This window comes from Kitasatospora aureofaciens (assembly GCF_019192735.1).
Taxonomy (GTDB): Bacteria; Actinomycetota; Actinomycetes; order Streptomycetales; family Streptomycetaceae; genus Kitasatospora; species Kitasatospora aureofaciens_A.
The window spans coordinates 12,550-37,734 of record NZ_JAHTKP010000009.1 but is presented as its reverse complement, the minus strand read 5'-3'; the positions used below and the strand labels follow the sequence as shown (position 1 = coordinate 37,734).

Here is a 25,185-nt window from a genome sequence, read left to right as displayed (position 1 = left end):
ATGACAGATGACGTTTTCTGTTGTCTGAAAGCTGTCATCTGTCACCCGTCACCTGTTCGCCGCAGCGGCCGCCCGCGCGGCCGGGGAGGTGGCGAGGTAGCCGAGGGCCTGGCTGGAGGAGCCCTCCTGGGTGGGGTGGTAGCCGGGCCGCAGGTAGCGCAGGCCGGAGCGGATCGACCTGACCGGGCCGGGCAGCAGGCCGCGCCTGGCGATCCGGCCGGCCTCGCGCCAGGTGGGCTTGAGCCGCCCGTCCAGCGTGGGGTCGGCGGCGAGCAGGAAGCGGGCGCCGCGCACCCAGAGGTGGACGAGCAGCGGGCCGGAGACGGCCATGCCGCGGACCCGGCGCAGGTAGCCCGGGTCGAGGTGGACCATCAGGTCGTAGGCGACGCTGCGGTGTTCGACCTCCTCGGCACCGTGCCAGCGCAGCAGGTCGAGCATCGTCGGGTCGGCCTTGGCGCGGTCCAGGCCGGGCGAGTTGAGCGCCCAGTTGCCGAGGAACGCGGTGAAGTGCTCGATGGCCGCGATGAAGGCGACCCGCTCGATGATGTTCTCGCGCCGCCGGGCGGGCGTGAGGCCGGGCTTGTCGCCGAGGACGCGCTGGAACAGCCAGGCGATCTGCCGGACGTACGGGCGCGGGTCGAGCCCCTGGGCGAGCAGGTGGTCGAGGACCTCCTGGTGGGCCTCCGCGTGGATGGCCTCCTGGCCGATGAACCCGAGTACCTCCTCCCGCAGTTGCTCGTCCCGGATCAGCGGCAAGGCCTCCTTGAACACCTTGACGAACCAGCGCTCGCCCTCGGGCAGCAGCAGGTGCAGCACGTTGATGACGTGGGTGGCCATCGGCTCGTCCGGGATCCAGTGCAGCGGCAGCTCGGCCCAGTCGAAGCGGACGTCCCGGGGCTCCAGGACGAGGCTCTCGTGCACACGCGCAGCGGGGGCGGCGAGGGCGGGGACGGGGGTGGAACGGGGCATGGCAGGCCCTCCTGACCTGGGGGCGGCGGCTCGGCTCAGGGAAACGTACTCGCGGGTAGCGGCGGGGACAAGGGTTTCGGCGACAGTTATCGACATCGAGTCTAATAACTGCGCGCCCGGCCTCACCCGGGCGCCCACGCCTCGCCCTCGCCGAGGTCGCGTACTCATCGACCGGCCACACCTGGTCACCTTCGCCCGACTCGCCGTCAGCATCGGTCGGAGAGACTACCGACCAGCCCCGAGTCCGGTCGGTCTGCTGTCAGCGCTACGGATGACCAGGGCAGTCCGATGGGTGCGAGCCGCTCAGCCGCGCACCTTGCGGGAGGCCTTGTGCGAAGCCCGACGAGCCGCCTGACCCGAAGGAGTCCGGCACAGTCTGCGGCCGGCGATCAGCTGACGCGTGAGCTGTTGCAGAGAGACCACAGCGGTGATCGGCGGCAGGCCGGCCACCACAAGGTCCGGCATCGTTCGCGACACGCCGGCTGCGCACAGCCAGGTCGCGACACCGGCGAACAGGATCACGACGACCCAGGAGTGCACGGCCCGGCGGCCGTCCAGGGCCGCCCGCAGCACCGACAGGCAGCCCACGAGCCACGGACCGATGACGATGGCGGGCCACAGTCCCGACAGGTCGCGCGGGACCCTGGAAATCGCCAGACCCTGCAGCGGATCGTAGGAGAGAGCCCAGCCCAGCAGGCACACCGCGGCGAACGTGGCGGCCGTCATCGCCCCGAACAGCGGGCCGATCAGCTGTGCCCGCACCGCGCCGGGCGGCCTCGGTCGCCGCCGAGGCCTCGACGGCAGCGCGGCGGCCACGCCGACCGAGGTCAGGGTCGACTCCTCTGCCGCGACACGGGGTGGTGGTACGAAGACCCCGGCCGATTCCCAGGCGCCCAGCGCCTCGGCACTCGGGAAGAACCACCCACCACCGGAAGCATCGTCCTCGTCGCACCAGCCCTGCTGGCCGTAGGACGCAGGCGGCTGGCAGTCCTCCGCGGGGCCGTACCAGGTGGCTCCGTAACCGTGCGGGGCAAAGTACTCGCTTGTCCAGTCATACGCCATGGGCTGCTCCGCACACTCGACGCCTCACGGGTCCGCCGACTATCGCCGTCCCGCACCGTACCGGGGACGTCACGCTCCGGTCTCCACTTGCCTGGAACCGCACCGCGCGGTGAAGTCGCCCTCAAGCTGACGGATCGTCCGCACGAAGTCGGCCAGGAGGCGGGAGCAGTGCTTCAGGACAACCCGCTCGCCGTTGCGGGACAGGTAGCCGACGTTCACATCGCCCGCAGCGTTCATTCGATCAGGGACGAAGAACCACACGCCTAGACGACAGACGGGGTCGTGGGGTGGTGGAGCCGTTGGACGGCACGTTGCAGTCATGCCCCATCAACGAGGCGCGCCCCGGCCGGCATGTACAGCGTTCGGGCGTCTTTCTATATTCAACAGAATATCGCTCAGTGAAACTCCCCGACGGCGCACGCCGCCCCCTCGCGCCACCCCCAATAATCCTTTCATTCCCCCCTCGCCAGGCCGACTGCACCAAGCCAAGGAATGGATTAGACCAAATCAGTACCGCATTCATGACAATGGCGCTCGATGAAACTCCCAGGGCGCGCCAAATCATCCCAACAGATCGCCCACCTGGACGTCCCAGCTGGCCATGGGCCTGACAGGACCCCGACACGGGTCTCGCGCCACCGCCCACAATCCCGCTCCGTGAAATTCCCCACCGCCATTCATCGACAGCAGGAACGTTTCTTCATGGCGAGCCGTCCAGCGTCATGCTATGTTTCCGGGCACTCGTTGGAGAGGCAATTGCTTCAGAGTCCGCATGGGCAGGGGAACGGATTGCGAGGGGGTTTGGATGCTCACCAAGGAGGAATTCGACGAGGCTCACTCACGTCGCGCACAGGGGTGGTCGATCTCGGCGATCGCCCGCCACCTGGGCCGCGACCGCAAGACTGTGCGGTCCTACCTCGACGGGGAGCGGATCGCGGGCGTGCGGAGCTGCTCGCAGGACGACTTCGCCCCGTTCTCGCCGTACTGTCGCCAGCGTCTGGCCGATGATCCGCACCTGCGGGCGAGCACGCTGTTCGAGGAGGTCGTCGAGCTGGGCTACCCCGGCGGCTACTCCACCTTCACTCGCGCCGTGCGAAAGCACCAGCTGCGGCCACGCTGCGGGCAGTGCCAGCGCCTTGCCGGCGATCACAGTGCCGATCACAGTGCCAAGGCGTCGCACCCGGCGAGCGAGGAGGTGCGCTTCGACTGGCTCACCCTCCCCAACGCCCCAGCGCGGTGGGGCGGCGGTGGTCGCGCACATCTGCTGCTGGGCTCGCTCACCCGCACGGGCCGCTGGCGCGCGGTACTGGCCGAGAACGAGGAGTTCCCGCAGGTCGTGGAGGCCATGGACCAGCTGCTGAGACGACTGGGCGGTACCGGCGCGCGGTGGCAATTCCACCGGACGCCCTCGGCCTGCTGTCCCGAGACCGGCCGGGTGACGCCGGCCTTCAGCGAGGTCGCCAAGTACTACGACGTCGCGATCACGTGCCCGCCCTGCTGGGACGACCGAGACGGGGTTCCAGACGAGACCGTCTGCTCGACCACTCGCCACTGGTGGCGCAGCGTGCGCAACGAGACGCCGCTGCGAGCAGCGCAGGACCGCCTCGACGGACTCGCGGCGAGGATGGACTGCGTCCGGCCGACGGGCAGGGAGCCGGGCGCCGCTCGTGACGGCGCGAGCGGCCTCCTGGACTTGCCGAGCACACCCTTCCCGGCGCGGATCTGCGTCACCCGCGAGGTCACCGCTCAAAACGTGGTCCCCTTCCGCGGCAACCTCTACGCCGTCCCGCCCGAACTGTCCGGCGCCTCCGTGCAGGTCTGCTGGCGCCTTGACGAACCGTACGTGTCGATCTCCACAACACGCGGAGCGGTGATCGCCCGGCACGCCGTCGCCCCACGGGGAGCGGGTGTGGCGGTGACCGGACGCGGCCACAGCATCGTCCTGGAGCGTCCGCTTCCCATCCGAGCCGCACCCTGTCCGGCCAACACGTACCACCCGCCGTCGGCGGCGGCCCTCGCCGAGGCCGAGGCTCTGGGCGCACGCGACCCGGCGTAGGAGCACCCCGCTGCCAGAGGGCGTCCGACGCCCGCCCGGAGATCGTCGACGGCCGGCCATCGACGATCTCCGACGAATGACATCCCGTCCCACCCGAAGGCGCGGTGGGCGTTCGAGCGGGAATCAAACGGCCATCGCCAGCATCAGCGGCGCCGCCCGCGCCGCGAGCAGCTCGGCCGCCGCCTTCAGCCGGTGCACGTTGTCCACCGGCATCGACGTCGCCAGGCAGCCGACCGTGCTGCCCGCCGTCACCGGGACCGCCGCGCACACTGTGCCGAGCGCGTACTCCTGCATGTCCAGCACCGGGACGGTGGCCGGCTGCCGCTCCAGCCGGTGCATCAGCTGGTCGGCGTCGGTGACCGTCCGGGAGGTCAGCCGGGCGACCGGGTGCCGGGAGAGGTGGTCCCGCCGGGCATCCGAATCGAGCTGGCTGAGCAGGCACTTGCCGATCGCGCTGGCGTGCGCGGTGGCCCGGAAGTCCACCCACTCGTGCACCGCCGGGGCGTACTCGGACTCCGAGACCGCCTCCACCGACAACTCCCCGTCGTGGTACCGGCTGAAGTACACGGCTGCGCCCAACTCGTCGCGGAGCTCGGCGAGTTTGCGGTTCAGCCGGGCCCGTACGAGCTGCTCCCGGTTGTGCTGGCCGAGCAGCGCGAAGGTGCCGCCGAGCACCCAACCTCCGTCCTGGCACTGGAGATAGCCCTCGATCTCAAGGATCTCCGCCAGCTGCCGGACGGTCGGCAGGCCGAGCGAGGTCTCCCGCGCGAGGGCGACCAGGGTGGTGCCGTCGGGGTGCCGGTCGACGGCTTCCAGCAGTCTGAGGGCGTGCTGCAGGGAGGTGAACGGACCGGTCAGGCCCTGGTCCAGCGCGGCGTGACGACCCGGGGCTGGTGTCGACATGTCGTCCCCTTCCGATATCCCCCACGGAGCGACCGCGGGCACCCACCAGCGTATCCATCCGGGGGCCTCGGCAACTGCTCTCCGTGAATATTCGGTGCAGCTGCGTATTCACGGAATACCCGGGGCAAATAAGCACGATGGGCTCCTCCCCCACTGCCCAGGGGGGAGAGGCCCGTCGTGCGGCCGCCGGGGTGCGGGCCCCGGCAGCCGGTGAGGGGGGTCAGTCAGTACCTCAGAGCCTGAGGCGTCAGCCCTCTTCGCCCGCGCGGAGCTTGGCGACGGCGGCCTCCAGACGGGCGCCGTACTCCTCGTCGGCGGCGTGGAAGTGGGCCAGGTTCTTCTCGACGATGTCGTCGCGCGTCACCTGGGCCAGGAAGCCCGCGATGTTGTTGATCAGGCGGGTCTTCTCGCCGGCCGACATGAGGCGGTAGAGCTCGCCGGCCTGGAAGAAGTCGTCGTCCTTGGTGTGCGCCGGCGTGGTGTAGGTGCCGGTGTAGCCGTCCAGCTTGACCGGCGCGGCGAGCGCGTTGTCGGTCTGGGCGGGGCCGTCGTACGAGTTGGGCTCGTAGTTCCTGCCGCGGCCGGACTTGTTGACGGCGTGGAGGCCGTCCCGGCCGTAGTTGTTGGCCTCGGTGGCGCGCGGGGCGTTCACCGGCAGCTGGGTGTGGTTGACGCCGAGGCGGTAGCGCTGGGCGTCGGCGTAGGCGAACAGGCGGCCCTGGAGCATCTTGTCCGGGGACGGGCCAATGCCGGGCACGAAGTTGTTCGGCGAGAACGCGGACTGCTCGACGTCGGCGAAGACGTTCTCCGGGTTCTTGTTGAGCACCAGGCGGCCGACCTTGACCAGCGGGTAGTCGGCGTGCGGCCACACCTTGGTGAGGTCGAAGGGGTTGAAACGGTAGTCGGCGGCCTCGGCGACCGGCATCAGCTGGACGTAGAGGGTCCAGGACGGGAACACGCCGCGCTCGATGGCCTGGTGCAGGTCGCGCTGGTGCGAGTCGGCGTCGGCACCGAGCACCTCGGCGGACTGCTCGCCGTCCAGCGAGCGGATGCCCTGGTTGGTCTTGAAGTGGTACTTCACCCAGTACGCGTCGCCCTCGGCATTGACCCACTGGTAGGTGTGCGAGCCGTAGCCGTTCATGTGGCGGTACGAGGCCGGGATGCCGCGGTCGCCGAACAGCCAGGTGATCTGGTGGGTGGAGGCGGGCGAGTGGGCCCAGAAGTCCCAGACGTTGTCCGCCTCCTGCACGCCGGTGAACGGGTCGCGCTTCTGCGAGTGGATGAAGTCCGGGAACTTGAGCGGGTCCTTGATGAAGAACACCGGGGTGTTGTTGCCGACGAGGTCGTAGTTGCCGTCCTCGGTGTAGAACTTCAGCGCGAAGCCGCGCGGGTCGCGCACCGCGTCGCTGGAGCCCAGGTTGCCGGCCACGGTGGAGAAGCGCAGGAAGACCTCGGTGCGCTTGCCGACCTCGGACAGGAAGCCGGCCCGGGTGTACTGCGAAACCTCGTCGGTGACCTCGAAGTAGCCGTACGCGCCGGAGCCGCGGGCGTGCACGACGCGCTCCGGGATGCGCTCGCGGTTGAAGCGGGCCAGCTTCTCCAGCAGCTGCTGGTCCTGGATCAGCAGCGGGCCGTACTCGCCGGCCGAGGCCGAGTTCTGGTTGTCGGCGACCGGGGCGCCGGACTCCGTGGTCAGGATCTTGGACATGGAGGGTCCTTCAGGTGTCGATACAGGCGGTGCGTGGAGGGGAAAGCGGCGAGTCTCAGACGCCGAGCAGGCGCCAGAGCGCCGAGCGGCGCCGGGAGGAGTGCTCGCCGTCGGGGCCGTCCGCCGGCTGGAGCGCGGCGACGGCGGCGGTGGCCGCGGCCGGGTCCGCGAGCGGGCGGGCGGCGGCCAGCGCGGCGGCCTCGTCGGCCGACAGGCCCGCCTCGGCGAGCGCCGCGGCGGCCTCGGCGGCCGGGACGGCGTTGAACCAGCGCAGCGCGAGGGCCGCGCGGCCGGCCTCGGTGAGGCGGCCGGTGAGCCGGAGCCGGGCCAGGCCGCCGTCCGGGTAGACGTTGATGCGCACGTGCGTCACCGGGCGGCCGACGTCGAGCCGGAAGCGGTGCCGGGTGTCGGGCTGGAGGCGGGTGCGCGGCAGGATCTCGAACCACTCGCCGTCCGCCGGGTCCTGCCCGGTGGAGGCGTCGAAGCCGATCAGGTCGGCCCAGCCGGGAGCATTGGCGACGAAGTGGGTGGTGTCCACCTCGGCGGCCAGGACCTCACCGCCCCCGGCCAGGGCGATCTGCACCCAGTCGTTGGCCTTGTCGCGCCGACGCCGGGTCTCCCAGCCCTCGCCCATGACGGAGGCGCGACCGGGAGCGTTCAGGTTGTGCGGGGAGGAGAAGTAGCGGTCGGACGCCGCCTCGGCCACGCCGCCGTACTCCTGGGCGGCCAGGTCGAAGGTGAGGCCGTCCAGTTCGCGCGGGTCGGGCAGCACCTCGCCGTGCACGCGCAGCCGGGCGACGCCGCCGTCCGGGAAGATGCTGAGCCGCACGTGGGTGTAGCGGGCGTCGTCCTCGACGGCGAACTCGTGGGCGGTGTCGCCCTGGAGCGGGGTGCGCGGTACCAGCGTGGTCCACTCGGCGACCTGCAGTTCCTCGGGCGAGGGGTGGCCGGGGACGGACGCGGCCTCGACCGAGGCGCTCTCCGGGTAGTTGCCGGTGAAGTGGGCGGTGTCGACGATGACGCCGCGGATCGCGCCGCCGGCGCCGAGCCGGACGATCGTCCAGTCGTGGTCCTGGTCGGTGGGGTGCGGCTGGTCGGCGGAGACGCCGCGACGGCGCTTGGACTCCCAGCCGTCCATGATCTGGCCCTTGTGGCCGAAGGTGTGCGGACGGAACTCGGCGGGCTTGGCGACCAGCAGGTTCTCCGCGTCGGCGAAGGTGTCCTCGTTGGTGGCGACGACGCCCGCGCCCAGCAGCCGGGAGGCCAGGTTGACCAGCTCGGTGAAGGGAGCGCTCGGGGTGTCGGCGGTGGTCACGGAGTCTCCTCGGATCGAGTCGGACGAGTGGTCGGGGCGGACGCGTGCTCGGGACTGGGGGCGGCCGAGGCGGACGAGCCGCCGGGGCGGGGGCCGGCCGGCCGGGTGAGCTGCCGGCCGAAGGGCTCGGCGGCGGTGTCCACCACCCGGCCGCGCAGCCAGGTGGTGCGCACGGCCCCGGTCAGCGTCCGGCCGGCGTACGGGGTCACCGGGTTGCGGTGGTGCAACTCGGCGGCGTGGACGGCGAATTCGCCGTCGGGGTCGAAGGCGACCAGGTCCGCGTCGCAGCCCACCGCGATGGCGCCCTTGGTGCCGGTGAGGCCGACCAGCTCGGCCGGTCCGGCGGACATCCAGCGGACGACGTCGGCGAGGGTGTGGCCGCGGCGGCGGGCCTCGGTCCAGACGGCGGGCAGGCCGAGCTGGAGGGAGGCGATGCCGCCCCAGGCGGCCGCGAAGTCGCCGCTGCCGCCGTACGCGGGCAACAGCTTCAGGTCGGGGGTGGACGGCGAGTGGTCGGAGACGACGGCAATGAACTCGCCGTTCGCCAGGGCCTCCCAGAGCGCGTCGCGGTTGGACTCGTCACGGATCGGCGGGCAGCACTTGAAGGCGGTGTCGCCGTCCGGCACCTGCTCGGCCGCGAGGGTCAGGTAGTGCGGGCAGGTCTCCGCGGTCACCCGCACACCGTCCGCGCGGGCCTGGCGCAGCAGCGGCAGGACGGCGGCGGAGGAGACGTGCAGGATGTGGACGCGGGCGCCGGTGCGCCGGGCGCCAGTCTTGTACAGCGCAGTGAGCAGCCGGGCGACAGCCGCGGTCTCCGCGTCGGCGGGGCGGGAGGCGAGGAAGTCCCGGTAGTGGACGCCGGGTTGCTGCGGCGCGGCCTCCAGGACGGCCGGGTCCTCGGCGTGGATGATCGCCAGGGCCCCGATCCGGGCCTGCTCGGCCAGCGCGGCCTCCAGGTCGGCCGGTTCGACGTGCGGGAACTCGTCGACGCCGGAGGGGGCGAGGAAGCTCTTGAAGCCGAACACGCCTTCGCGGTGCAGGGGTTCGAGGTCCGCGACGTTGCCGGGGATCGCGCCGCCCCAGAAGCCGAGGTCGACCCAGGCCTGGCCCTCGGCGATCTTCCGCTTGGCGGCCAGTCCGTCCACCGTGGTGGTGGGCGGGATCGAGTTGAGCGGCATGTCGATGATCGTGGTGACGCCGCCGGCCGCGGCGGCCCGGGTGGCGGTGGCGAAGCCCTCCCACTCGGTGCGGCCGGGCTCGTTGACGTGCACGTGGGTGTCGACCAGGCCGGGGAGCAGGGCGGTCTCGCCGAGGTCGGTGAGACCGCCCTCGATGTCGGGGCGGTCGCCGGCGAGGAGCGAGCCGTGCGCGGCGATCTGCTCGATCTTCCCGTCCCGGATCAGCACGTCCGCGGGGCGCTCGCCGTCGGGCAGGACCACCCGCCGGGAGCGGATCACCGTCGGCTGGCTGATGGGCATGGGGGCCTCCGAAACCTGGGAGTTGGGGGATGCGGGTACGCCGCGGAGGGCGGTCGGAGAAGGAAGGAACCGAAGGATTGCCGGGAGCCTAGGCCCGCCTTCAACAAAACGTCAATGGAGGAATGTACGAGGGCTCGAACGCCCGACGGGTTTCCGGCCGGCAGCGCCTCAGCCGGTCAGCAGCGCCTCGGCCAGCCGCTCCCCCGCCGTCTCGGCGAGCTCGGCGGCCCTGGTCATGCTGTCCCCCGGCTGCTCGGCCAGGTCGGTGAGCGCGATCGCGGCGGTGAAGCCGGCCTCCCGCCACTCACTCTCGGACAGCTCCAGCCGCCCCGCCACAGCGGCCACCCGAACCCCCGCCCGAGTGGCCGCCGCGGCGACGCCGGCGGGGGCCTTGCCATGGAGCGTCTGAGCGTCCAGGCAGCCCTCACCGGTGACGACGAGGCGTGCCCCACGCACGGCCTCGTCGAAACCCAGCAGTTCGAGCAGCAGCTCGATACCGGGTCGCATGGTGGCGCCGAGCAGGGCGAGGGCGGCGAAGCCCACCCCGCCCGCGGCCCCGGCGCCGGGGGCCTCGCGCACGTCCCGTCCGGTCGCCTCGGCGACCTTGTCCGCGAAGCGGGTCAGGCCGTCTTCGAGGATCACCAGGTCGTCGCGGTCCGCGCCCTTCTGCGGGCCGTAGACGGCGGTGGCGCCGCGCGGCCCGAGCAGCGGGTTGTCCACGTCGCAGGCGACCACGATCTCCACGCCGGCCAGCGCGTCGGCCAGCGGGCCGAGGTCGATCCGGTCGAGCTTGCGCAGCGCGGCCCCGCCGGGCGCGAGTTCGGTGCCGTCGGCGTCGCACAGGCTGACGCCGAGCGCCTGGACCATGCCCGCGCCGCCGTCGGTGCAGGCGCTGCCGCCGAGGCCGAGCACGATCCGCTTGGCGCCGAGCGAGACCGCCCGGCCGATCAGCTGGCCGACCCCGTACGAGCCGGCCGCGAGCGGGGCGGTCCGGCCGCCGGGGAGCCGGGCGAGTCCGGAGGACTGGGCCAGCTCGACCACGGCGGTGTCGCCCTGGACGGCGAGCGCGGCGTCCACCGGCAGGCCGGTCGGGCCGGCCACCTTGGCCGGGACGCGGGTGAAGCCGGCCGCGAGCGCGGCGGCCAGGGTGCCCTCGCCGCCGTCGGCGACGGGCAGTTCGCGCACCTCGGTGCCGGGCGCGGCGCGGCGGATGCCGGCGGCGATCCGGGCGGCGACCTCGGCGCCCTCCAGGGTGCCCTTGAACTTGTCGGGAGCTACGACCACATGGCCCTGGTGGGGGGTGGCGGGCATGGCGCGGTCCTCACTTCCGTACGGGTGTGGCTGGTTCATCAAGCTTGTGCCCGGGTGGTGCGGGGGTGCGACCCCCCACTCGCTCCCGGACGGCCCGGGGTGCGACCCCCTCCCGCCGTTCCCCTCGTCCCGCTTCCGACGTACGAGGGGCTCCCCTCGGCAGGGAGGGGGCCGGGCGACGCGCAACAGGCACGACCGAAGTGCCCCCGACAGGGAGTGCGCGCCACCGGCTGGGTCGACCGGCGGGCGGGCGGATGAGCCCCAGCCCGGCCGCCGGTCGGAACTGCCCTCCTGGTGGCGCGGGCACGACCGGATAGGTACACGCCACCAGGAGGAGACTGCCCGGGCCCGTGGGCCCGGAGCGGGTTGGCCCGCAGTGGGTCAGCCCGGAGTGGGTCAGCCCGGAGTGGGTTACTTGACCTCGCGGCCCGACAGCCGCTCGACGCCGCGCAGCAGCGCCGAGTGGTCGAGCGAGCCGTCGCCGTTGGCCCGGGCGGAGGCGACCAGCTGGGCCACCACGGCGCCGACCGGCAGCGCGGCGCCCACGGCGCGGGCGGCGTCGGTGACGATGCCCATGTCCTTGTGGTGCAGGTCGATCCGGAAGCCGGGGGCGAACTCGCGGTTGAGCATGTTCGCCTTCTTGCGGTTGAGCACGGTCGAGCCGGCCAGGCCGCCGCCGAGCACGTCCAGCGCGGCGGCGAGGTCGACGCCGGCGTTCTCCAGGAAGACCACGGCCTCGGCCAGGACCTGGATGTTCACGGCGACGATCAGCTGGTTGGCGGCCTTGACGGTCTGGCCGGCGCCGTCCGGGCCGACGTGGACGACCGTGGTGCCCAGCGCGTCGAACAGCGGCTTCGCCTCGGCGAAGTCCTCGGCGGCGCCGCCGACCATGATCGACAGGACGGCCTCGATGGCGCCGGCCTCGCCGCCGGAGACCGGGGCGTCCAGGGTGCGGACGCCCTTCTCCGCGGCGGCCTTGCCGACCTTGATGGAGGTCTGCGGGGTGATCGAGGACATGTCGATCACGAGGGTGCCGGCCTTCACGTTCTCCAGCACGCCGCCCTCGCCGAGGATGACCGCCTCGACGTGCGGGTCGGCCGGGACCATGGTGATGACGACCTCGGCGTCCTTCACCGCGTCGGCGATGCCGGCGGCACCGTGGCCGCCGGCCGCGATCACGGCGTCGATCGAGGCCTGGGACAGGTCGAACCCGGTGACATCATGGCCGGCCTTGACCAGGTTGACGGCCATGGGCTTGCCCATGATGCCGAGGCCGACGAAGGCGATCTTGCGGCTCATCGCGTCGTTCCTTTGTGCGTAGGGGGGTGGGCTTGGCGTGGCGTGGGGGCTTACTTCGCGGCGCGGTGCTCGCGCGGAAGCCACCCGAAGCTGTCGGCGCTGACGCCGGTGGAGGGGCGGTACTCCAGGCCGATCGGGCCGGTGTAGCCGGCGGCGGTGAGCCGGGCGAACAGGTCCTCGAAGTCCAGCTCGCCGGTGCCGGGCTCGTTGCGGCCGGGGTTGTCGGCGATCTGCACGTGGCCGAAGCGGTCGGCACAGGTGTCGATGACGGCCGCCAGGTCCTCACCGTTCTTGGCCAGGTGGTACAGGTCGCAGAGGAACTTCGCGTTGCCCAGGCCGGTGGCGGCGTTGACCTTGTCGACGATCTCGACCGCGGCGCCCGCGGAGACCAGCGGGTAGTCCGGGGACTCGACCACGTTCAGGGCCTCGATCAGCAGGATCGCGCCGATCCCGTGCGCGGCCTTCGCGGCCAGCACCAGGTTCTCCAGCGCGAGTTCGTCCTGCTCGGCCGGGTCGACGCCCTCGATCCGGTTGCCGTACAGCGCGTTGAGCGCCTTGGTGCCGAGCGAGGCGGCGAGCTCCGCGGCGACCGGGACGTTGGCGCGGAACCGGTCCTTCTCGGACGGTACCGAGACCGTACCTCGGGCGCCCTTGCTCAGGTCGTCCAGGAAGTTGAGGCCGGTGAGCTGCACGCCCGCGTCGGTGAAGGCCTTGCGGAGCGCGTCCAGCTCGGCCTCGGACGGGCTGTGCTCCTCGCCGAAGGGCCACCACAGCTCACCGGCGGTGAAGCCGGCGGCGGCGGCCGCGGCCGGGCGCTCCAGCAGCGGCAGCTCGCTGAACAGGATCGACAGGTTGACCGTGAAGCTGTGCTGGGAAGCGGCCGTCACGTCAATCACCTCTCACTCTCTTCCGACATCCTCAACTTCCACGATCCGGAAGAGGGATTCTGCTTGGTGGAAGCATCTCCGGACCGCCGAGCGACTGTCAAGGCCGCCGCAACAATTTGTTGAAGAAGACCGGAAACCTCCGCCGACCAGGTCCTCGCCTGTTCGATCGACCAGCCCCTGCCCCGCCCGACCCCCGCTCGCTACAGTGAGCAGGTGCGATTGATGGTGGAGTTCACGACAGAACCGTTCGAACTGGACACGTTCCCCGAGCACGCCGCGACGGCCCGCAAGGTGGTCGACGAGGCCGGCCTGGCCGTCTCGGTCGGCCCGTTCGGGACCGGTGCCGAGGGCGAGGCCGAGCAGGTCCTCGCCGCGGTGACCAGGCTGCTCCGGGAGACCCTGGACGCCGGCGCGACCCGGATCTCGGTCCAGGTCAGCGTGCTGGGCGAGGAGGGCGGTACGCCGTGACCGAGCACGTGGAACACCCGCTCGCCGCCGCGATAAAGCCACTGCTGGACGCGATCGGCGCGACGCCCGTCAGGCTGGAGGAGGCGAAGGCCGAGGACGTCGTCCTGGAGTGGGAGGGCGCCCCGGCGCTCGCCGTCCGGCTGCCGCACCTGAGCAGCGCGCTGGACCGGCTGCTGGCCGAGATGACCCGCCAGTTCGACGGCCGCCCGCTGGCCGAGCTGGACCGCTGGGAGAAGCAGCGGGTCGTCGCCCTCCTGGAGGAGCGCGGCGCCTTCACCGTCCGCCACGGGGTGGAGACGGTCGCCTCGGCGCTCGGCGTCAGCCGCTTCACCGTGTACAACTACCTCAACCGCCAGGACGGCTCGAAGACCTCCTGAGTCGGGCCTTGTCGCGGCTCTCGCGGTAGGCCTTCTTGTACGGAGGACCTGCCGATCGGGTGAACCCCGCCGGTGCGGCCAGTCTGGACCAGCCCCCGGCGGGGCACACTTGGCGAATCGCACACGAAACGGCCCGGCAACGGGGGCCGGTCCAAAACGTAACCACCAACCGTTCAACAAAGTGTTGACGGCCGGGTGGGGTCGATCTAGCTTGTGCGGGTGGCACCACTCTTCAGGAGGTCCACCTGTGACCAACCACCCCCACGCCCTTGACGCCCTGGCCGCGGCCGACGCCGCCGAGCTGGAGGCGATCCTGCTGGAGATCTGCTCCAGCCCCCGCTGGGCCGCCGCCGTCGCGGAGGCCAAGCCCTGGTCCGACCGCAGCGCCCTGCTCGCCGCCAACGCGGCGGCGATGGCGGCGCTGACGGTCGCCGACCTGCACGACGCGATGGCCGGCCACGCCCGGATCGGCAAGCCCAAGGCGGGCGACGCCACCTCCGAGCGGGAGCAGGCCGGCATCCAGGGCGTGGACCGAGCGCTCCTCGACGAACTGCACGAGGCCAACGCCGCCTACGAGGCGAAGTTCGGCCACGTGTTCCTGATCTGCGCGACCGGCCGTACCGCGGCCACCATGCTCGCCGCCCTGCGCGAGCGCCACCCCAGCGACCCCGCCACCGAGGCGGAGATCGTCCGGGGCGAGCTGCGCAAGATCAACGACATCCGCATCAACCGGCTGCTCGACGAGTCCTGACGTATCGTCAGTTCGTTGTTCGCCCCTCCCTCGGGGCGTTTCGCTTCGATTCTGACGTTCAGTCGGCATTCGTCGACGCACCATCATATCTGCCATCAGTAAGGTCACTTCACCCATGACTGGCATCTCCACCCACGTGCTCGACACCAGCCTCGGCCGCCCGGCCGAGGGTGTCCCGGTCGAGCTCGCACTGCACACCGAGGGTGGCTGGAAGGTGCTCGGCACCTCCGCCACGGACTCCGACGGCCGGGCCAAGGACCTGCCGGCCGTGGAGGCGGGCTCGGTCGTCCGGCTGCTCTTCGACACGAGCGCCTACTACGCGCTCAAGTCCGCGGAGACGCCGTTCTTCCCCGAGGTCTCGATCGTCTTCACGGTCGCGCCCGCGCAGCACCACTACCACGTGCCGCTGCTGCTGAACCCGTTCGGATACTCGGTCTACCGCGGAAGCTAGTAGACCGACCTGGAAGCTTAGGAGCCAAGTCATGGCCCACGTGCTCGGTCAGAACCAGTACGGCAAGGCGGAGAACCGCATCGTACGCGTCTACCGCGACTCCACCCGGCACGAGATCAAGGACCTGAACGTCTCGGTCTCCCTCCAGGGCGAGTTCGAGGACGTCCACCTCACCGGGTCCAACGCCAACTGCCTCCCCACCGACACGACCAAGAACACCGTGTACGCCTTCGCCAAGGAGCACGGGATCGAGTCGGCCGAGGCCTTCGGCATCATCCTGGCGCGCCACTTCGTCGACGACACCGAGCGCGGCGTTGTCCACAGCGCCCGCATCCGGATCGAGGAGTACGCCTGGGACCGGATCAAGACCCCGGACAACTCGGCCCGCTTCATCGGCTCCGAGGAGGTCGGCCACTCCTTCGTCCGCCAGGGCCAGGAGACCCGCACCACCGAGATCGTCTACGACGGCGAGACCGTCCAGGTCATCTCCGGCCTCAAGGACCTCATCGTCATGAACTCCACCAACTCGGAGTTCTGGGGCTACATCAAGGACAAGTACACCACCCTGCAGGAAGCCTACGACCGGATCCTCGCCACCCAGGTGACGGCCCGTTGGAAGTACGGCTACAGCGGCAAGGACGACGAGGCCCAGCCCAACTGGAACCGCTCCTACAGCCACGTGAAGCGGCACCTGCTGGAGGCCTTCGCCGAGACCTACTCCTACTCGCTGCAGCAGACCCTGCACGCGATGGGCACCCGGGTCCTCAACAACCGGGCCGAGGTGGACGAGGTCCGCCTGGAGCTGCCCAACAAGCACCACTTCCTCGTCGACCTGGAGCCGTTCGGCCTCAAGAACGACAACGAGGTCTACTACGCCGCGGACCGCATGTACGGCCTGATCGAGGGCACCGTGCACCGCGAGGGCGTCGTCCCGGTCATCCCGGTCGTCTGACCCCCCCACCCCATGAACACCGCCCGGAATCGCCGCACCCTCCGGCCCCCTGTGGCCGGCCGAGTCCGGGCGGGCAGCAGTACCGGTAACACCCGCACCACCTGTTTCTCCACCCCCACCCACCGGAGTTCGTGTCTGCCTCGCGGCGGCCGGCCCGGGGCACTGGAGAGGCCGGCCGAGGGACTCTTGCACCGCCGTCCCGCCCTCGGCCAGGAAAGTACGCGCCAGACTCCAGCGCCACGGGCGCGCCGGGAGCCACGGGCACAAGAGGGGCTCGACATGGCACCCAGCAACACCAGCACCAACGACGGCGGTTCCACCCCAGCAAGAACCCCCGGCCCGGACGGCACGCCTCCCAACCTCCCCGGCAGGCCGTCCGGGCCGGAGATCCACCCCGTGGACGAGTTGCTGTCCCCGGTGAAGCTCGTCTCCACCGGACTGCAGCACGTCGCCGCGATGTACGCGGGAGTCGTCGCACCCCCGCTCATCGTCGGCGCCGGCGTGGGGCTCTCCCCCACCGAACTCGCCCTGCTCATCTCGGCCAGCCTGTTCACCGCCGGACTGGCCACCCTGCTCCAGACCCTCGGCTTCTGGAAGATCGGCGCGCGGCTGCCGTTCGTGAACGGCGTCTCGTTCGCCGGCGTCGCGCCCATGATCGCCATCGCCAAGGGCTCTATCGACAGAACAGGGGGACCGAAGGACGCCCTCCCGGTGATCTTCGGCGCGGTGATCGTCGCGGGGGTCCTGTGCTTCCTCGCGGCGCCGTACTTCTGCAAGCTCATCAGGTTCTTCCCGCCGGTCGTCCAGGGCACCGTGATCACCCTCATCGGGGTGTCCCTGCTCCCGGTGGCGGTGAACTGGGCGCGCGGCGGCTCGCCGTCCGCGCCCGGTTACGGCTCCATGCGGGCCATCGGCCTCGCCGCGATCACCCTCGCCGCGGTGGTGCTCTGCAACCGGCTGCTGCGCGGCTTCTGGCAGCAGCTCTCCCTGCTCGTCGGCCTGGCGATCGGCACCCTGATCGCCTTCCCGCTGGGTCTGGCCGACTTCGGCGCGGTCAAGGACGCGAAGATCTTCGCGCTCCCCTCCCCGTTCCACTTCGGCGCGCCCCAGTTCGACGCCGCCGCGATCATCTCGCTCTGCATCGTCATGGTGGTCTCGATGACCGAGTCCACCGCCGACATGCTCGCCCTCGGCAAGATCGTCGAGCGCGAGGCCGACGAACCCACGCTCGCCGCCGGCCTGCGCGCCGACGGCCTGGCCACCGCGCTCAGCCCGGTCTTCAACGGCTTCGCCGCCAGCGCCTTCGCCCAGAACATCGGGCTGGTCGCGCTGACGAAGATCCGCAGCCGCTACGTGGTCGCGGCCGGCGGAGGCATCCTGATCCTGCTCGGGCTCTTCCCCGTGCTCGGGTCGGTCGTCTCCCTGGTGCCGCAGCCCGTCCTGGGCGGCGCCGGGATCGTGCTCTTCGGCACGGTCGCGGCGAGCGGCATCCGCACCCTCGCGGAGGCCGGTATGGAGTCCAGCTCGCACACCATCCTGGTGTCCGTCGCGCTCGGCGTCGGCATCGTCCCGATCGCCGTGCCGACCTTCTACGACTCCTTCCCGGAGGCCGTCCGCACCCTGATGCACTCCGGGATCTCGGCCGGCACCGTGATGGCCGTCCTGCTCAACCTGCTCTTCCACCACGTCGGAGCCGCCCGCCGGTCCGCCACCGGCGAGGAACCCGGCGCGACGGTGCCGACGGCGACACCGTCCTGATCGGCCCGGGAGAGGCGCACGCCGCTCTGCAAACACCGCGCGGCGGACGCCTCTCCCGGCCCTCCCCCATAGGAGTAACACCATGGCAGTCCAGCCCCCACCCGCCGACCAGCGGATCGTCATCGAGAACGTCGCCATCGCGACGGTCGACGCCGACGACACCGAGTACGCCCGCGGCCACGTCGTCATCCTCGGCAACAAGATCGAGTCGGTCGGCAACGGCCCCGCCCCGCAGTGGCTGGACAACGTGGTGCGCCGGATCAACGGCGAGGGCCACCTCGTCACCCCCGGCCTGGTCAACACCCACCACCACTTCTACCAGTGGATCACCCGCGGCCTCGCCCAGGACAACATCCTCTTCGACTGGCTGGTCGCCCTCTACCCCACCTGGGCCCGCATCGACGAGAAGCTCGTCCACGCCGCCAGCCAGGGCTCGGCCGCCGCGCTGCTCAAGTCCGGCTGCACCACCGCCTCCGACCACCACTACGTCTTCCCCAAGGACGGCGGCGACGTCCTCGGCGCCTCCATCGAGGCCGTCCAGGAGCTCGGCCTGCGCTTCACCGCGCTGCGCGGCTCCATGGACCGCAGCAAGAAGGACGGCGGCCTGCCGCCGGACCACGCCGTCGAGGAGCTCGACGACATCCTGACCGCCTCCGAGGCCGCGGTCGACAAGTACCACGACGCCTCCTTCGGCTCGATGCTGCACGTCGCCATCGCGCCCTGCTCGCCCTTCTCCGTCTCCACCGACCTGCTCCGCCAGTCCGCCGAACTCGCCCGCCGCAAGGGCGTCCGGCTGCACACCCACGGCTCGGAGACCGCCGAGGAGGAGCAGTTCTGCAAGGAGCTGTTCGGCATGGGCCCGACCGACTACTTCGAGTCCGTCGGCTGGCTCGGCGAGGACGTCTGGATGGCGCACTGCGTCCACATGAACGACTCCGACATCGCCAAGTTCGCCGAGACCGGCACCGGCGTCGCCCACTGCCCGTCCTCCAACGCCCGCCTGGCCGCCGGCATCGCCCGTGTGCCCGACATGCTCAAGGCCGGCGTCCCGGTCGGCCTCGGCGTCGACGGCACCGCCTCCAACGAGTCCGGCGAACTCGGCACCGAGCTGCGCAACGCCCTGCTGATCAACCGCCTCCACGGCTACCCCACCGCCCTCACCGGCCGCCAGGCGCTGCGCCTCGGCACCATGGGCGGCGCCCGGGTGCTCGGCCGCCACAACGAGATCGGCTCCATCGAGCCCGGCAAGCTCGCCGACCTCGCGCTCTGGAAGATCGACGGCATCATGCACTCCTCCATCGCCGACCCGGTCGCCGCCCTCACCTTCGGCGCGCTGCCGCCGCTGGCCGTCCTTTTCGTCAACGGCAACGCCGTCGTCGAGAAGGGCCAGCTGACCACCGTCAACGAGGACCGCATCGCCCGTGACTGCGCCCGCGCCGCCAAGGAGCTCGCGGCCCGGCCGGTCTGAGCCTCCGGTGTGATCCCTTCGAGCTCCGGGCCGCCCAGGGACGGTGCGTGACCCGGACTCCGCGCGACCGGCCGCTCCAGGCCGGCCACGCGGACCACGGCCCCGAACCCACGGCGAGGGTTCGGGGCCGTGGCGTGCCCGGGCGCGGACGACAGACAGCAGTGGACAGCGAACAGCGGACAGATAACAGATGATGAAAGTTGCCATCTGTTATCTGTCCGCTGTTCGCTGTCCACTGTCAGTTGCCCCCGTCAGCCGCCGACCCCGCCCGTCAGGCCGTGCGCCCGAGGGTGGCGAGGTAGGCGCGCCAGCCGCCGTGGTGGGTGATCTCGCGGTGGATGCCGCGCTCCAGCTCGCCGCGGGCGAGCAGCATGGAGAGGCACGCGGAGCCGTCGTCGAGCTCGATCACGCCGAGTTCGAGCTCGCGCGGCTCGCCGGGGAGGATGACGTCGCGCAGGTGCTCCAGGGTGATGTCGTACAGCTCGCCCTCGATGGCGGTCTCGACGGTCGGGTCGGCCAGCAGGCCCGGGCAGACGTCGTCGATGGAGAAGAAGCGGTAGCCGGGGGCGGTGCGGGCCGGGCCGACCAGCGCGTCGGCGACCTTGGCGTGGAACGGGCCGCCGACCATGGCCTGGCCGTTGAAGAAGATGCGGGGCACGGGTGAACTCCTTACCGATGACCGGGAAGCCGGGAGACCAGGAAGCCGGAACCCCGGGGAAAAGACCGTTCCGCACGGCGACGAGAGGACAGGTGGATTCGTCGCCGTACGGAACGGAGTATTGGGCCGCCGGGATGCGCCGCCCCGGCAGGAGGCGGCGTCGGTCCCGGCGGATAGATTGGGCTCAGCCCAGCAGGGGAAGCGCGGGGAGGGTCAGGAAGTCCGCGAACTCCTCGGCCAGGGCGACCTGTTCGAAGAGCTGGGCGGCCTCGCGCCAGCGCCCGCCGGCGTAGCCGTCCGCGCCCCGCTCGGCCCGGAGTTCGGCCAGCTCCGCGGCGACCAGGGTGCGCACCAGCTCGGCGGTGGCCTTCTCCCCGGTGTCGGAGAGGACGACGCCGTTGTGGATCCACTGCCAGATCTGCGAGCGGGAGATCTCGGCGGTGGCGGCGTCCTCCATCATGTTGAAGATGCCGACCGCGCCGAGGCCGCGCAGCCAGGCCTCGATGTAGCGGAGGCCCACCTGGACGGCGTTGTGCAGCCCGGCGTGCGTGCAGGTGCCACCGGCGCCGGCAATGTCGAGCAGCTGCTCGGCGGTGACCGGCTCGGACGGTCCGGGGTTGTCCTTCTGGTTGGGTCGCTCGCCGAGCACCGCGTCGAAGGAGGCGCGGGCGACCGGGACGAGGTCCGGGTGGGCGACCCAGGAGCCGTCGAAGCCGTTGCCCGCCTCGCGGTCCTTGTCGGCCTTGACCTTCTCCAGGGCGGCGGCGTTGACCTCGGGGTCCTTGCGGCTGGGAATGAACGCGGCCATGCCGCCGATCGCGTGTGCGCCGCGCCTGTGGCAGGTCTGCACCAGCAGCCGGGTGTAGGCGGCCATGAACGGCGAGGCCATGGTGACGGTGTTGCGGTCCGGCAGGATGTAGTGCTCGCCGGCGTCGCGGAAGTTCTTGACGATGGAGAACAGGTAGTCCCAGCGGCCCGCGTTGAGGCCGGCCGCGTGGTCGCGCAGCTCGTAGAGGATCTCGTCCATCTCGAACGCGGCGGTGATGGTCTCGATCAGCACGGTCGCGCGGATGGTGCCGTGGGGGATGCCGAGCTGGGCCTGGGCGTGGGTGAAGACGTCGTTCCAGAGCCGGGCCTCCAGGTGGCTCTCGGTCTTCGGGAGGTAGAAATAGGGCCCGGAGTTGGGGTCCTCGGCACCCTTGGCGAGCAGCCGGGCGGCGTTGTGGAAGAAGTAGAGGCCGAAGTCGAGGAACGCGCCGGCCACCGGGTTGCCGTCGACGAGCAGGTGGTTCTCGTCCAGGTGCCAGCCGCGCGGGCGGACCACGACGGTGGCGAGTTCGGCGGCGGGCTTGAGGGTGTAGGCCTTGCCGGCGGAGGTGGCGAAGTCGATCCGGCCCTCGAAGGCGTCGATCAGGTTGATCTGGCCGCTGACCACGTTCTCCCAGGTCGGGGAGGTGGCGTCCTCGAAGTCGGCGAGCCAGATCTTCGCCCCGGAGTTGAGGGCGTTGATGACCATCTTGCGGTCGGTGGGGCCGGTGATCTCGACGCGGCGGTCCTGGAGGGCGCGGGGCGCCTCGGCGACCGTCCAGTCACCCGCCCGGATCTCGGCGGTCTCGGGGAGGAAGTCCAGCGTGCCGGCCCGCGCGATCTCGGCGCGCCGGGTCTTTCGCCGGGCGAGGAGCTCCTGCCGGCGGCCCTCGAACGCGCGATGGAGGCCGACGACGAAGGCGACCGCCTCCGGAGTGAGCACCTCCTCCGCCCGGTGGACGCGCGGACCGGCGACAGTGACGACCGGAGCGGCAGGGGAGGTGCCGACGGGTCCCTGATCTGCAGCCATGAGCAGGACACTCCTAAGACGGTTGAGCCTGGCGAAGGGAGCTCCGGTGGGAACTTCCTTGATCCGAACCCACCTGTCGGCGAGCTCGATTCTGTAAGGTGGAGACTAGTTTCCGCGATACAGAATTTCAACGGTTTGTTGAGGTGATCGCGGGGACTCTACTCCTCCCCGACAGCGAAGGGAACGCCGGTGGTTGCGACCCCCGACACAGCATCGACGACAGGCGCCGACCGCGCGAGCGGCGGCGTGCAGTCCGTCGAACGCGCCTTCCAGCTCCTGGAGGCGCTGGCCGACTCCGGTGGCGTGGCCACGCTCAGCGAGCTCTCCACCAGCTCCGGGCTGCCGATGCCGACCATCCACCGCCTGGTTCGTACCCTCGTCCAGCAGGGTTACGTCCGCCAGGACACGGCCCGCCGCTACACCCTCGGCCCCCGGCTGATCCGCCTCGGCGAGACCGCCGGCCGCCTGCTCGGCAGCTGGGCCCGCCCGTACCTGTCCGAGCTGATGGAGGCCACCGGCGAGACCGCCAACCTCGCGGTGCTGGAGGGGGGTGAGGTGGTCTACGTCGGGCAGGTGCAGTCGCGCCGCTCGATGCGAATGTTCACCGAGGTCGGCAGGCGGGTGCAGCCGCATTGCACCGGCGTCGGCAAGGCACTGCTCGCCCAGCTCCCCGAGGACGAGGCGCGCGCCGTCCTCGGCCCCAACCCGCTGCCCGCGCACACCGAGTACACCGTCACCGACCCGCAGGAGCTGCTGCGCCAGCTCGCGGAGGCGCGCGAGCGCGGTTACGTCGTCGACGACCAGGAGCAGGAGATCGGCGTACGCTGCATCGCCCTCGCCGTACCGGGCGCGCCGACGCCGACAGCACTGTCGGTCTCCGGCCCGGAGGCCCGCATCCGGGCGCTGGAGGAGCAGGCCGGCGCATCCTCGCTGGTGCCGGTGATGCGCCAGATCGCAACCCGGCTGGGGCAGGTCCTCGCACCCTGACGGTCGGTCAGTTTGCGTGCTGCGCACGGGAGGCCGGTTCGGTCGACTTCCCGCGCACGCGTTCCTCCGTTCGGGCGGACCGAGGGCGGGTTGCACCGACGGCCGTCCGCCGCTCGGCCACCCTGGTGCGGACGCGGTCCGCGATGGCGCGGGCGGCCGGAGTGCGAGGGCACGGTGAGCGGCGATGGAGCGCAGGCGTTCGGGACATTCAGGCGGGGTCGGCGCAGCCGGGAGCAGGGTCGGCGCGGACGGGAGCGGGACGAGCGGGGCGTGGCTGATCGCGGCCGTGGCGGCGGGTTGTGCGGTGGCGGTGCTGGTCTCCGGCCCGTCCTGGGCGCTGCGACGGCCCGAGCCCCGGCCGGCCGTCGACCTCTCGGCGATGGCGGCTCCGTCCCGTTCCGACCTGGAAGTCGTCCGCCTCGATCCGGACGCCGCCCCGCCCGGCGGCACCACCACCGTCCACGCCTTCGTCGCGAACCGCGGCCCGGAGACGACCGCCTCGCCGTTCACCGTCGTCGTCACGCTCCCGCGCGGAGTGGCGCCGGAGGGCCCGTACTTCCCCGCGGACTGCGAGGTGCTCCGCGGCGGCCACCGGGTGCGCTGCGTCTTCGGGCCCGGGCTGAAGGAGGGGCGCAGCGCGACCGCGCTCGTCCCGGTGCGGCTCTCCCCCGGCCTGCCGCTGGGCGCGCTCACCGGCGGGTCGGTCGCGGTGCGCAGCGCGGACGACCCGGACGAGAGCAACAACCGGCAGCCGTTCGACATCAAGGTGGTCGAGACGGCTGCCGGCTGATTGCTGTGGCTGTTGGACCTTTACCGACGCCTTTTAGCGGTACACGCGGACGTAGTCGGCGGAGAAGGTGATCGGGGCGGTCCCCTGCGGCGCGGGGTGGTACTGCCCCGCGCACACCGACAGGTTGAGGATCAGGTACGCCGACCAGTTCGCGCCGACGCCCTTGCCGTCCGAGAACACCTTGACGCCGTTGACGTACCAGTCCACCGAGTTGGCGCCGTAGTAGGTGCCGATGGTCACCCACTGGTCCTTCGCGACCGCGCTCGCGTCGGTGTAGTACTTGGGGTTGCCCGGGTTGACGTGGTTGGTGAGCTCCAGCAGGTTCGGGTTGTCGGGGTGGTACTCGAAGGAGTCGATCTCCCCGTTGCCGTTCTTCCACGTCCAGAGCGCCGGCCAGGCGCCGGAGCCGGACGGCAGCTTGACCCGGGTCTCGGCGTAGTCGCCGGTCTTCACCTGGAAGCCCTCGCTGGAGCCCTCGGTGGTGAGGAAGCCGGTGTTCCAGGCCTGCTTGCCGTTCTCCAGCGTGGTGCCGCTCGGCGTGGCGGTGAACGTGGCGACGCCGTTGGCCACGGTGACGTTGTTCTTGTTCAGCCAGTCGAGCTTGTTGTCGTCCGGGTTGTGGTTGCCGTACTTGTACGAGCTGGTCTTGTCGCCGACCCAGCGGGTGCCCCACGCGATCGGGCCGTTGAACTCGTCGGACCAGGTCAGCGACTTGCCGGCGATCGGGGAGGCCGGGGCCGGGGTGCTCGGGCTCGCGGTGGCGCTCGGGCTGCTGGTGGGGGACGGCTTCGGGGTGGCCGTGGGCGTGGGCGTGGTGGGCTTGGCCGTGGGCGACGGGGTCGTGGTGGGCGTCGGCGCCGGGGTGCTGGAGACCACGAGCTGCTGCGACGGCAGGTTGTGCCAGGTACCGCCGAAGTCCTGCCAGAAGCCGAACTGGGTGTAGGTGCCGGTCTGCAGGGTGCGCGCACCGCTCGTGAAGGTCTGTCCCCACGGGCAGATCTGCACGTTGGTGGCGTTGCCCGGGAAGTCGAGGTTGTTGCCGGCCGCGTCGCGCACGCCGACACCGAGGGTCTTCGCGATGAAGCAGGCCGAGGAGTGGACGGTGAGGGAGGCGGTGGTGGCCTTGCCGGCGACCATGGCGGCCGGGGCGAGCCGGTCCTGGGTGACGGTCGGGCCGGTGGCGGCCTGGGCGCCGGCCACGGTCGGCAGGCCGAACAGTCCGGCGCCGGTGATGGCGAGCGCGCCGGTGGCGGCGAGGGCGGCGTTACGGCCGCGGTGGGACGGGCGGGCGTGGCGGGGCGCGCGGCGCCGGGCAGGCTGGTGCATGGGGTGTCCTCTGCGACGCCTGCGAGGTGAGCTGTCGGGTTCGGACTGAGAGGTCGCCCGGCCGCCTGCGGGAGCGGCTTCACCCCTAGCCGCGGCCCGGACGCGGGAGCGTACGGGCCGGGGCGCTGACCTTGGTTCCCCCGCTCCCGTCCGCTGTGGTGCTCGGTTGCGCGCCGACGGGTGGACGGGACTCGGCGTCCCGGCGGCGGGGTCCGCGAGGGCGGACGACCGTTGCAGGCTAGGCAGGCCGTCCGTGAACGGACAACTCGTCCGGGCCGGTTGTCGTGCAGCTCACAGTCGTGTCGATCAACTACGGTGCGGAGTGGATCAGTTGGGAGGGCTGCGGGGACGGGTGCGGGGATCAGCCGAGCCGG

At 71.4% G+C, this 25,185-nt stretch carries 23 protein-coding genes and 1 riboswitch; of the genes, 10 read left to right on the top strand and 13 right to left on the bottom strand.

Annotated elements, in window-relative coordinates; genetic code table 11:
* Positions 1-48: 48 nt before the first annotated feature.
* From KV557_RS12085 to KV557_RS12075, 3 genes are all read right to left on the bottom strand, one after another.
* Positions 49-969: a metal-dependent hydrolase gene (locus KV557_RS12085; protein ID WP_218199852.1), complete on the bottom strand. Its 921-nt coding sequence runs from the start codon at positions 967-969 to the stop codon at positions 49-51.
* Between the two features lie 303 nt (positions 970-1,272).
* The gene (locus KV557_RS12080; protein ID WP_218199851.1) at positions 1,273-2,031 is read right to left on the bottom strand and encodes a DUF2637 domain-containing protein; all 759 of its coding nucleotides are present in this window, start codon (positions 2,029-2,031) and stop codon (positions 1,273-1,275) included.
* Between the two features lie 69 nt (positions 2,032-2,100).
* Positions 2,101-2,292 carry a hypothetical protein gene (locus KV557_RS12075; RefSeq protein ID WP_218199850.1) on the bottom strand — a complete coding sequence of 64 codons (192 nt, stop codon included), beginning with the start codon at positions 2,290-2,292 and terminating at the stop codon, positions 2,101-2,103.
* Between the two features lie 544 nt (positions 2,293-2,836).
* On the opposite strand from KV557_RS12075, the gene KV557_RS12070 reads away from it, so the two are divergent.
* Positions 2,837-4,087, top strand: coding sequence for a Mu transposase domain-containing protein (locus KV557_RS12070; protein ID WP_218199849.1), 1,251 nt, complete (start codon positions 2,837-2,839; stop codon positions 4,085-4,087).
* Positions 4,088-4,210: 123 nt separating this feature from the next.
* On the opposite strand, the gene KV557_RS12065 is transcribed toward KV557_RS12070, so the two are convergent.
* The 7 genes from KV557_RS12065 to KV557_RS12035 all read right to left on the bottom strand — a co-directional run bounded on the left by KV557_RS12065 (position 4,211) and on the right by KV557_RS12035 (position 12,997).
* Positions 4,211-4,990, bottom strand: a complete 780-nt coding sequence (locus KV557_RS12065; RefSeq protein WP_218199848.1) for an IclR family transcriptional regulator — start codon at positions 4,988-4,990, stop codon at positions 4,211-4,213.
* 247 nt (positions 4,991-5,237) lie between these two features.
* Positions 5,238-6,698, bottom strand: a complete 1,461-nt coding sequence (locus tag KV557_RS12060; RefSeq protein WP_218199847.1) for a catalase — start codon at positions 6,696-6,698, stop codon at positions 5,238-5,240.
* A gap of 55 nt (positions 6,699-6,753) precedes the next feature.
* Positions 6,754-8,013 (bottom strand): allantoicase, encoded by a 1,260-nt coding sequence (alc, locus tag KV557_RS12055; protein WP_218199846.1) that lies wholly within the window; start codon positions 8,011-8,013, stop codon positions 6,754-6,756.
* Positions 8,010-9,491 (bottom strand): allantoinase AllB, encoded by a 1,482-nt coding sequence (gene allB / locus KV557_RS12050; protein WP_218199845.1) that lies wholly within the window; start codon positions 9,489-9,491, stop codon positions 8,010-8,012. Before allB ends, alc begins: the two co-directional genes overlap by 4 nt.
* Positions 9,492-9,659: 168 nt before the next feature.
* Positions 9,660-10,802 (bottom strand): glycerate kinase, encoded by a 1,143-nt coding sequence (locus KV557_RS12045; RefSeq protein ID WP_218199844.1) that lies wholly within the window; start codon positions 10,800-10,802, stop codon positions 9,660-9,662.
* Positions 10,803-11,213: 411 nt separating this feature from the next.
* Positions 11,214-12,101: a 2-hydroxy-3-oxopropionate reductase gene (locus KV557_RS12040; RefSeq protein WP_218199843.1), complete on the bottom strand. Its 888-nt coding sequence runs from the start codon at positions 12,099-12,101 to the stop codon at positions 11,214-11,216.
* A 50-nt stretch (positions 12,102-12,151) separates the two neighbouring features.
* Entirely contained in the window at positions 12,152-12,997 is an 846-nt protein-coding gene (locus KV557_RS12035) for a hydroxypyruvate isomerase family protein (RefSeq protein WP_218199842.1), read from the bottom strand.
* A 213-nt stretch (positions 12,998-13,210) separates the two neighbouring features.
* Here KV557_RS12035 and KV557_RS12030 point away from each other — a divergent pair, with 213 nt between their 5' ends.
* From KV557_RS12030 to KV557_RS12000, 7 genes are all read left to right on the top strand, one after another.
* On the top strand, positions 13,211-13,456 hold the full coding sequence (locus KV557_RS12030) for a thiamine-binding protein (RefSeq protein WP_218199992.1): 246 nt from the start codon (positions 13,211-13,213) through the stop codon (positions 13,454-13,456).
* The gene (locus tag KV557_RS12025; RefSeq protein ID WP_218199841.1) at positions 13,453-13,833 is read left to right on the top strand and encodes a helix-turn-helix domain-containing protein; all 381 of its coding nucleotides are present in this window, start codon (positions 13,453-13,455) and stop codon (positions 13,831-13,833) included. Before KV557_RS12030 ends, KV557_RS12025 begins: the two co-directional genes overlap by 4 nt.
* Positions 13,834-14,080: 247 nt before the next feature.
* Positions 14,081-14,584: a 2-oxo-4-hydroxy-4-carboxy-5-ureidoimidazoline decarboxylase gene (gene uraD / locus KV557_RS12020; RefSeq protein WP_218199840.1), complete on the top strand. Its 504-nt coding sequence runs from the start codon at positions 14,081-14,083 to the stop codon at positions 14,582-14,584.
* Between the two features lie 115 nt (positions 14,585-14,699).
* Complete coding sequence (uraH, locus tag KV557_RS12015; protein ID WP_218199839.1) at positions 14,700-15,035, top strand: hydroxyisourate hydrolase; 336 nt, start codon at positions 14,700-14,702, stop codon at positions 15,033-15,035.
* Positions 15,036-15,066: 31 nt separating this feature from the next.
* The gene (pucL, locus tag KV557_RS12010; protein ID WP_218199838.1) at positions 15,067-15,987 is read left to right on the top strand and encodes a factor-independent urate hydroxylase; all 921 of its coding nucleotides are present in this window, start codon (positions 15,067-15,069) and stop codon (positions 15,985-15,987) included.
* Positions 15,988-16,266: 279 nt separating this feature from the next.
* Positions 16,267-17,745, top strand: a complete 1,479-nt coding sequence (locus tag KV557_RS12005; protein ID WP_218199837.1) for a nucleobase:cation symporter-2 family protein — start codon at positions 16,267-16,269, stop codon at positions 17,743-17,745.
* An 82-nt stretch (positions 17,746-17,827) separates the two neighbouring features.
* Positions 17,828-19,213, top strand: coding sequence for an 8-oxoguanine deaminase (locus KV557_RS12000; RefSeq protein ID WP_218199836.1), 1,386 nt, complete (start codon positions 17,828-17,830; stop codon positions 19,211-19,213).
* Positions 19,214-19,484: 271 nt separating this feature from the next.
* Here KV557_RS12000 and KV557_RS11995 read toward each other — a convergent pair whose 3' ends face one another.
* Complete coding sequence (locus KV557_RS11995) at positions 19,485-19,871, bottom strand: allophanate hydrolase-related protein (RefSeq protein ID WP_218199835.1); 387 nt, start codon at positions 19,869-19,871, stop codon at positions 19,485-19,487.
* A 184-nt stretch (positions 19,872-20,055) separates the two neighbouring features.
* A complete protein-coding gene (gene aceB, locus KV557_RS11990; RefSeq protein WP_218199834.1) occupies positions 20,056-21,708 on the bottom strand; it encodes a malate synthase A in 1,653 nt (550 codons plus the stop codon).
* A 189-nt stretch (positions 21,709-21,897) separates the two neighbouring features.
* On the opposite strand from aceB, the gene KV557_RS11985 reads away from it, so the two are divergent.
* A complete protein-coding gene (locus KV557_RS11985; RefSeq protein WP_218199833.1) occupies positions 21,898-22,695 on the top strand; it encodes an IclR family transcriptional regulator in 798 nt (265 codons plus the stop codon).
* Between the two features lie 184 nt (positions 22,696-22,879).
* Positions 22,880-23,485, top strand: coding sequence for a hypothetical protein (locus KV557_RS11980; RefSeq protein ID WP_218199832.1), 606 nt, complete (start codon positions 22,880-22,882; stop codon positions 23,483-23,485).
* Positions 23,486-23,518: 33 nt separating this feature from the next.
* On the opposite strand, the gene KV557_RS11975 is transcribed toward KV557_RS11980, so the two are convergent.
* On the bottom strand, positions 23,519-24,811 hold the full coding sequence (locus KV557_RS11975) for a glycoside hydrolase family 16 protein (RefSeq protein ID WP_256177288.1): 1,293 nt from the start codon (positions 24,809-24,811) through the stop codon (positions 23,519-23,521).
* 1 nt (position 24,812) lies between these two features.
* A riboswitch (cyclic di-AMP (ydaO/yuaA leader) is annotated at positions 24,813-24,982 on the bottom strand.
* Positions 24,983-25,185: the final 203 nt, after the last annotated feature.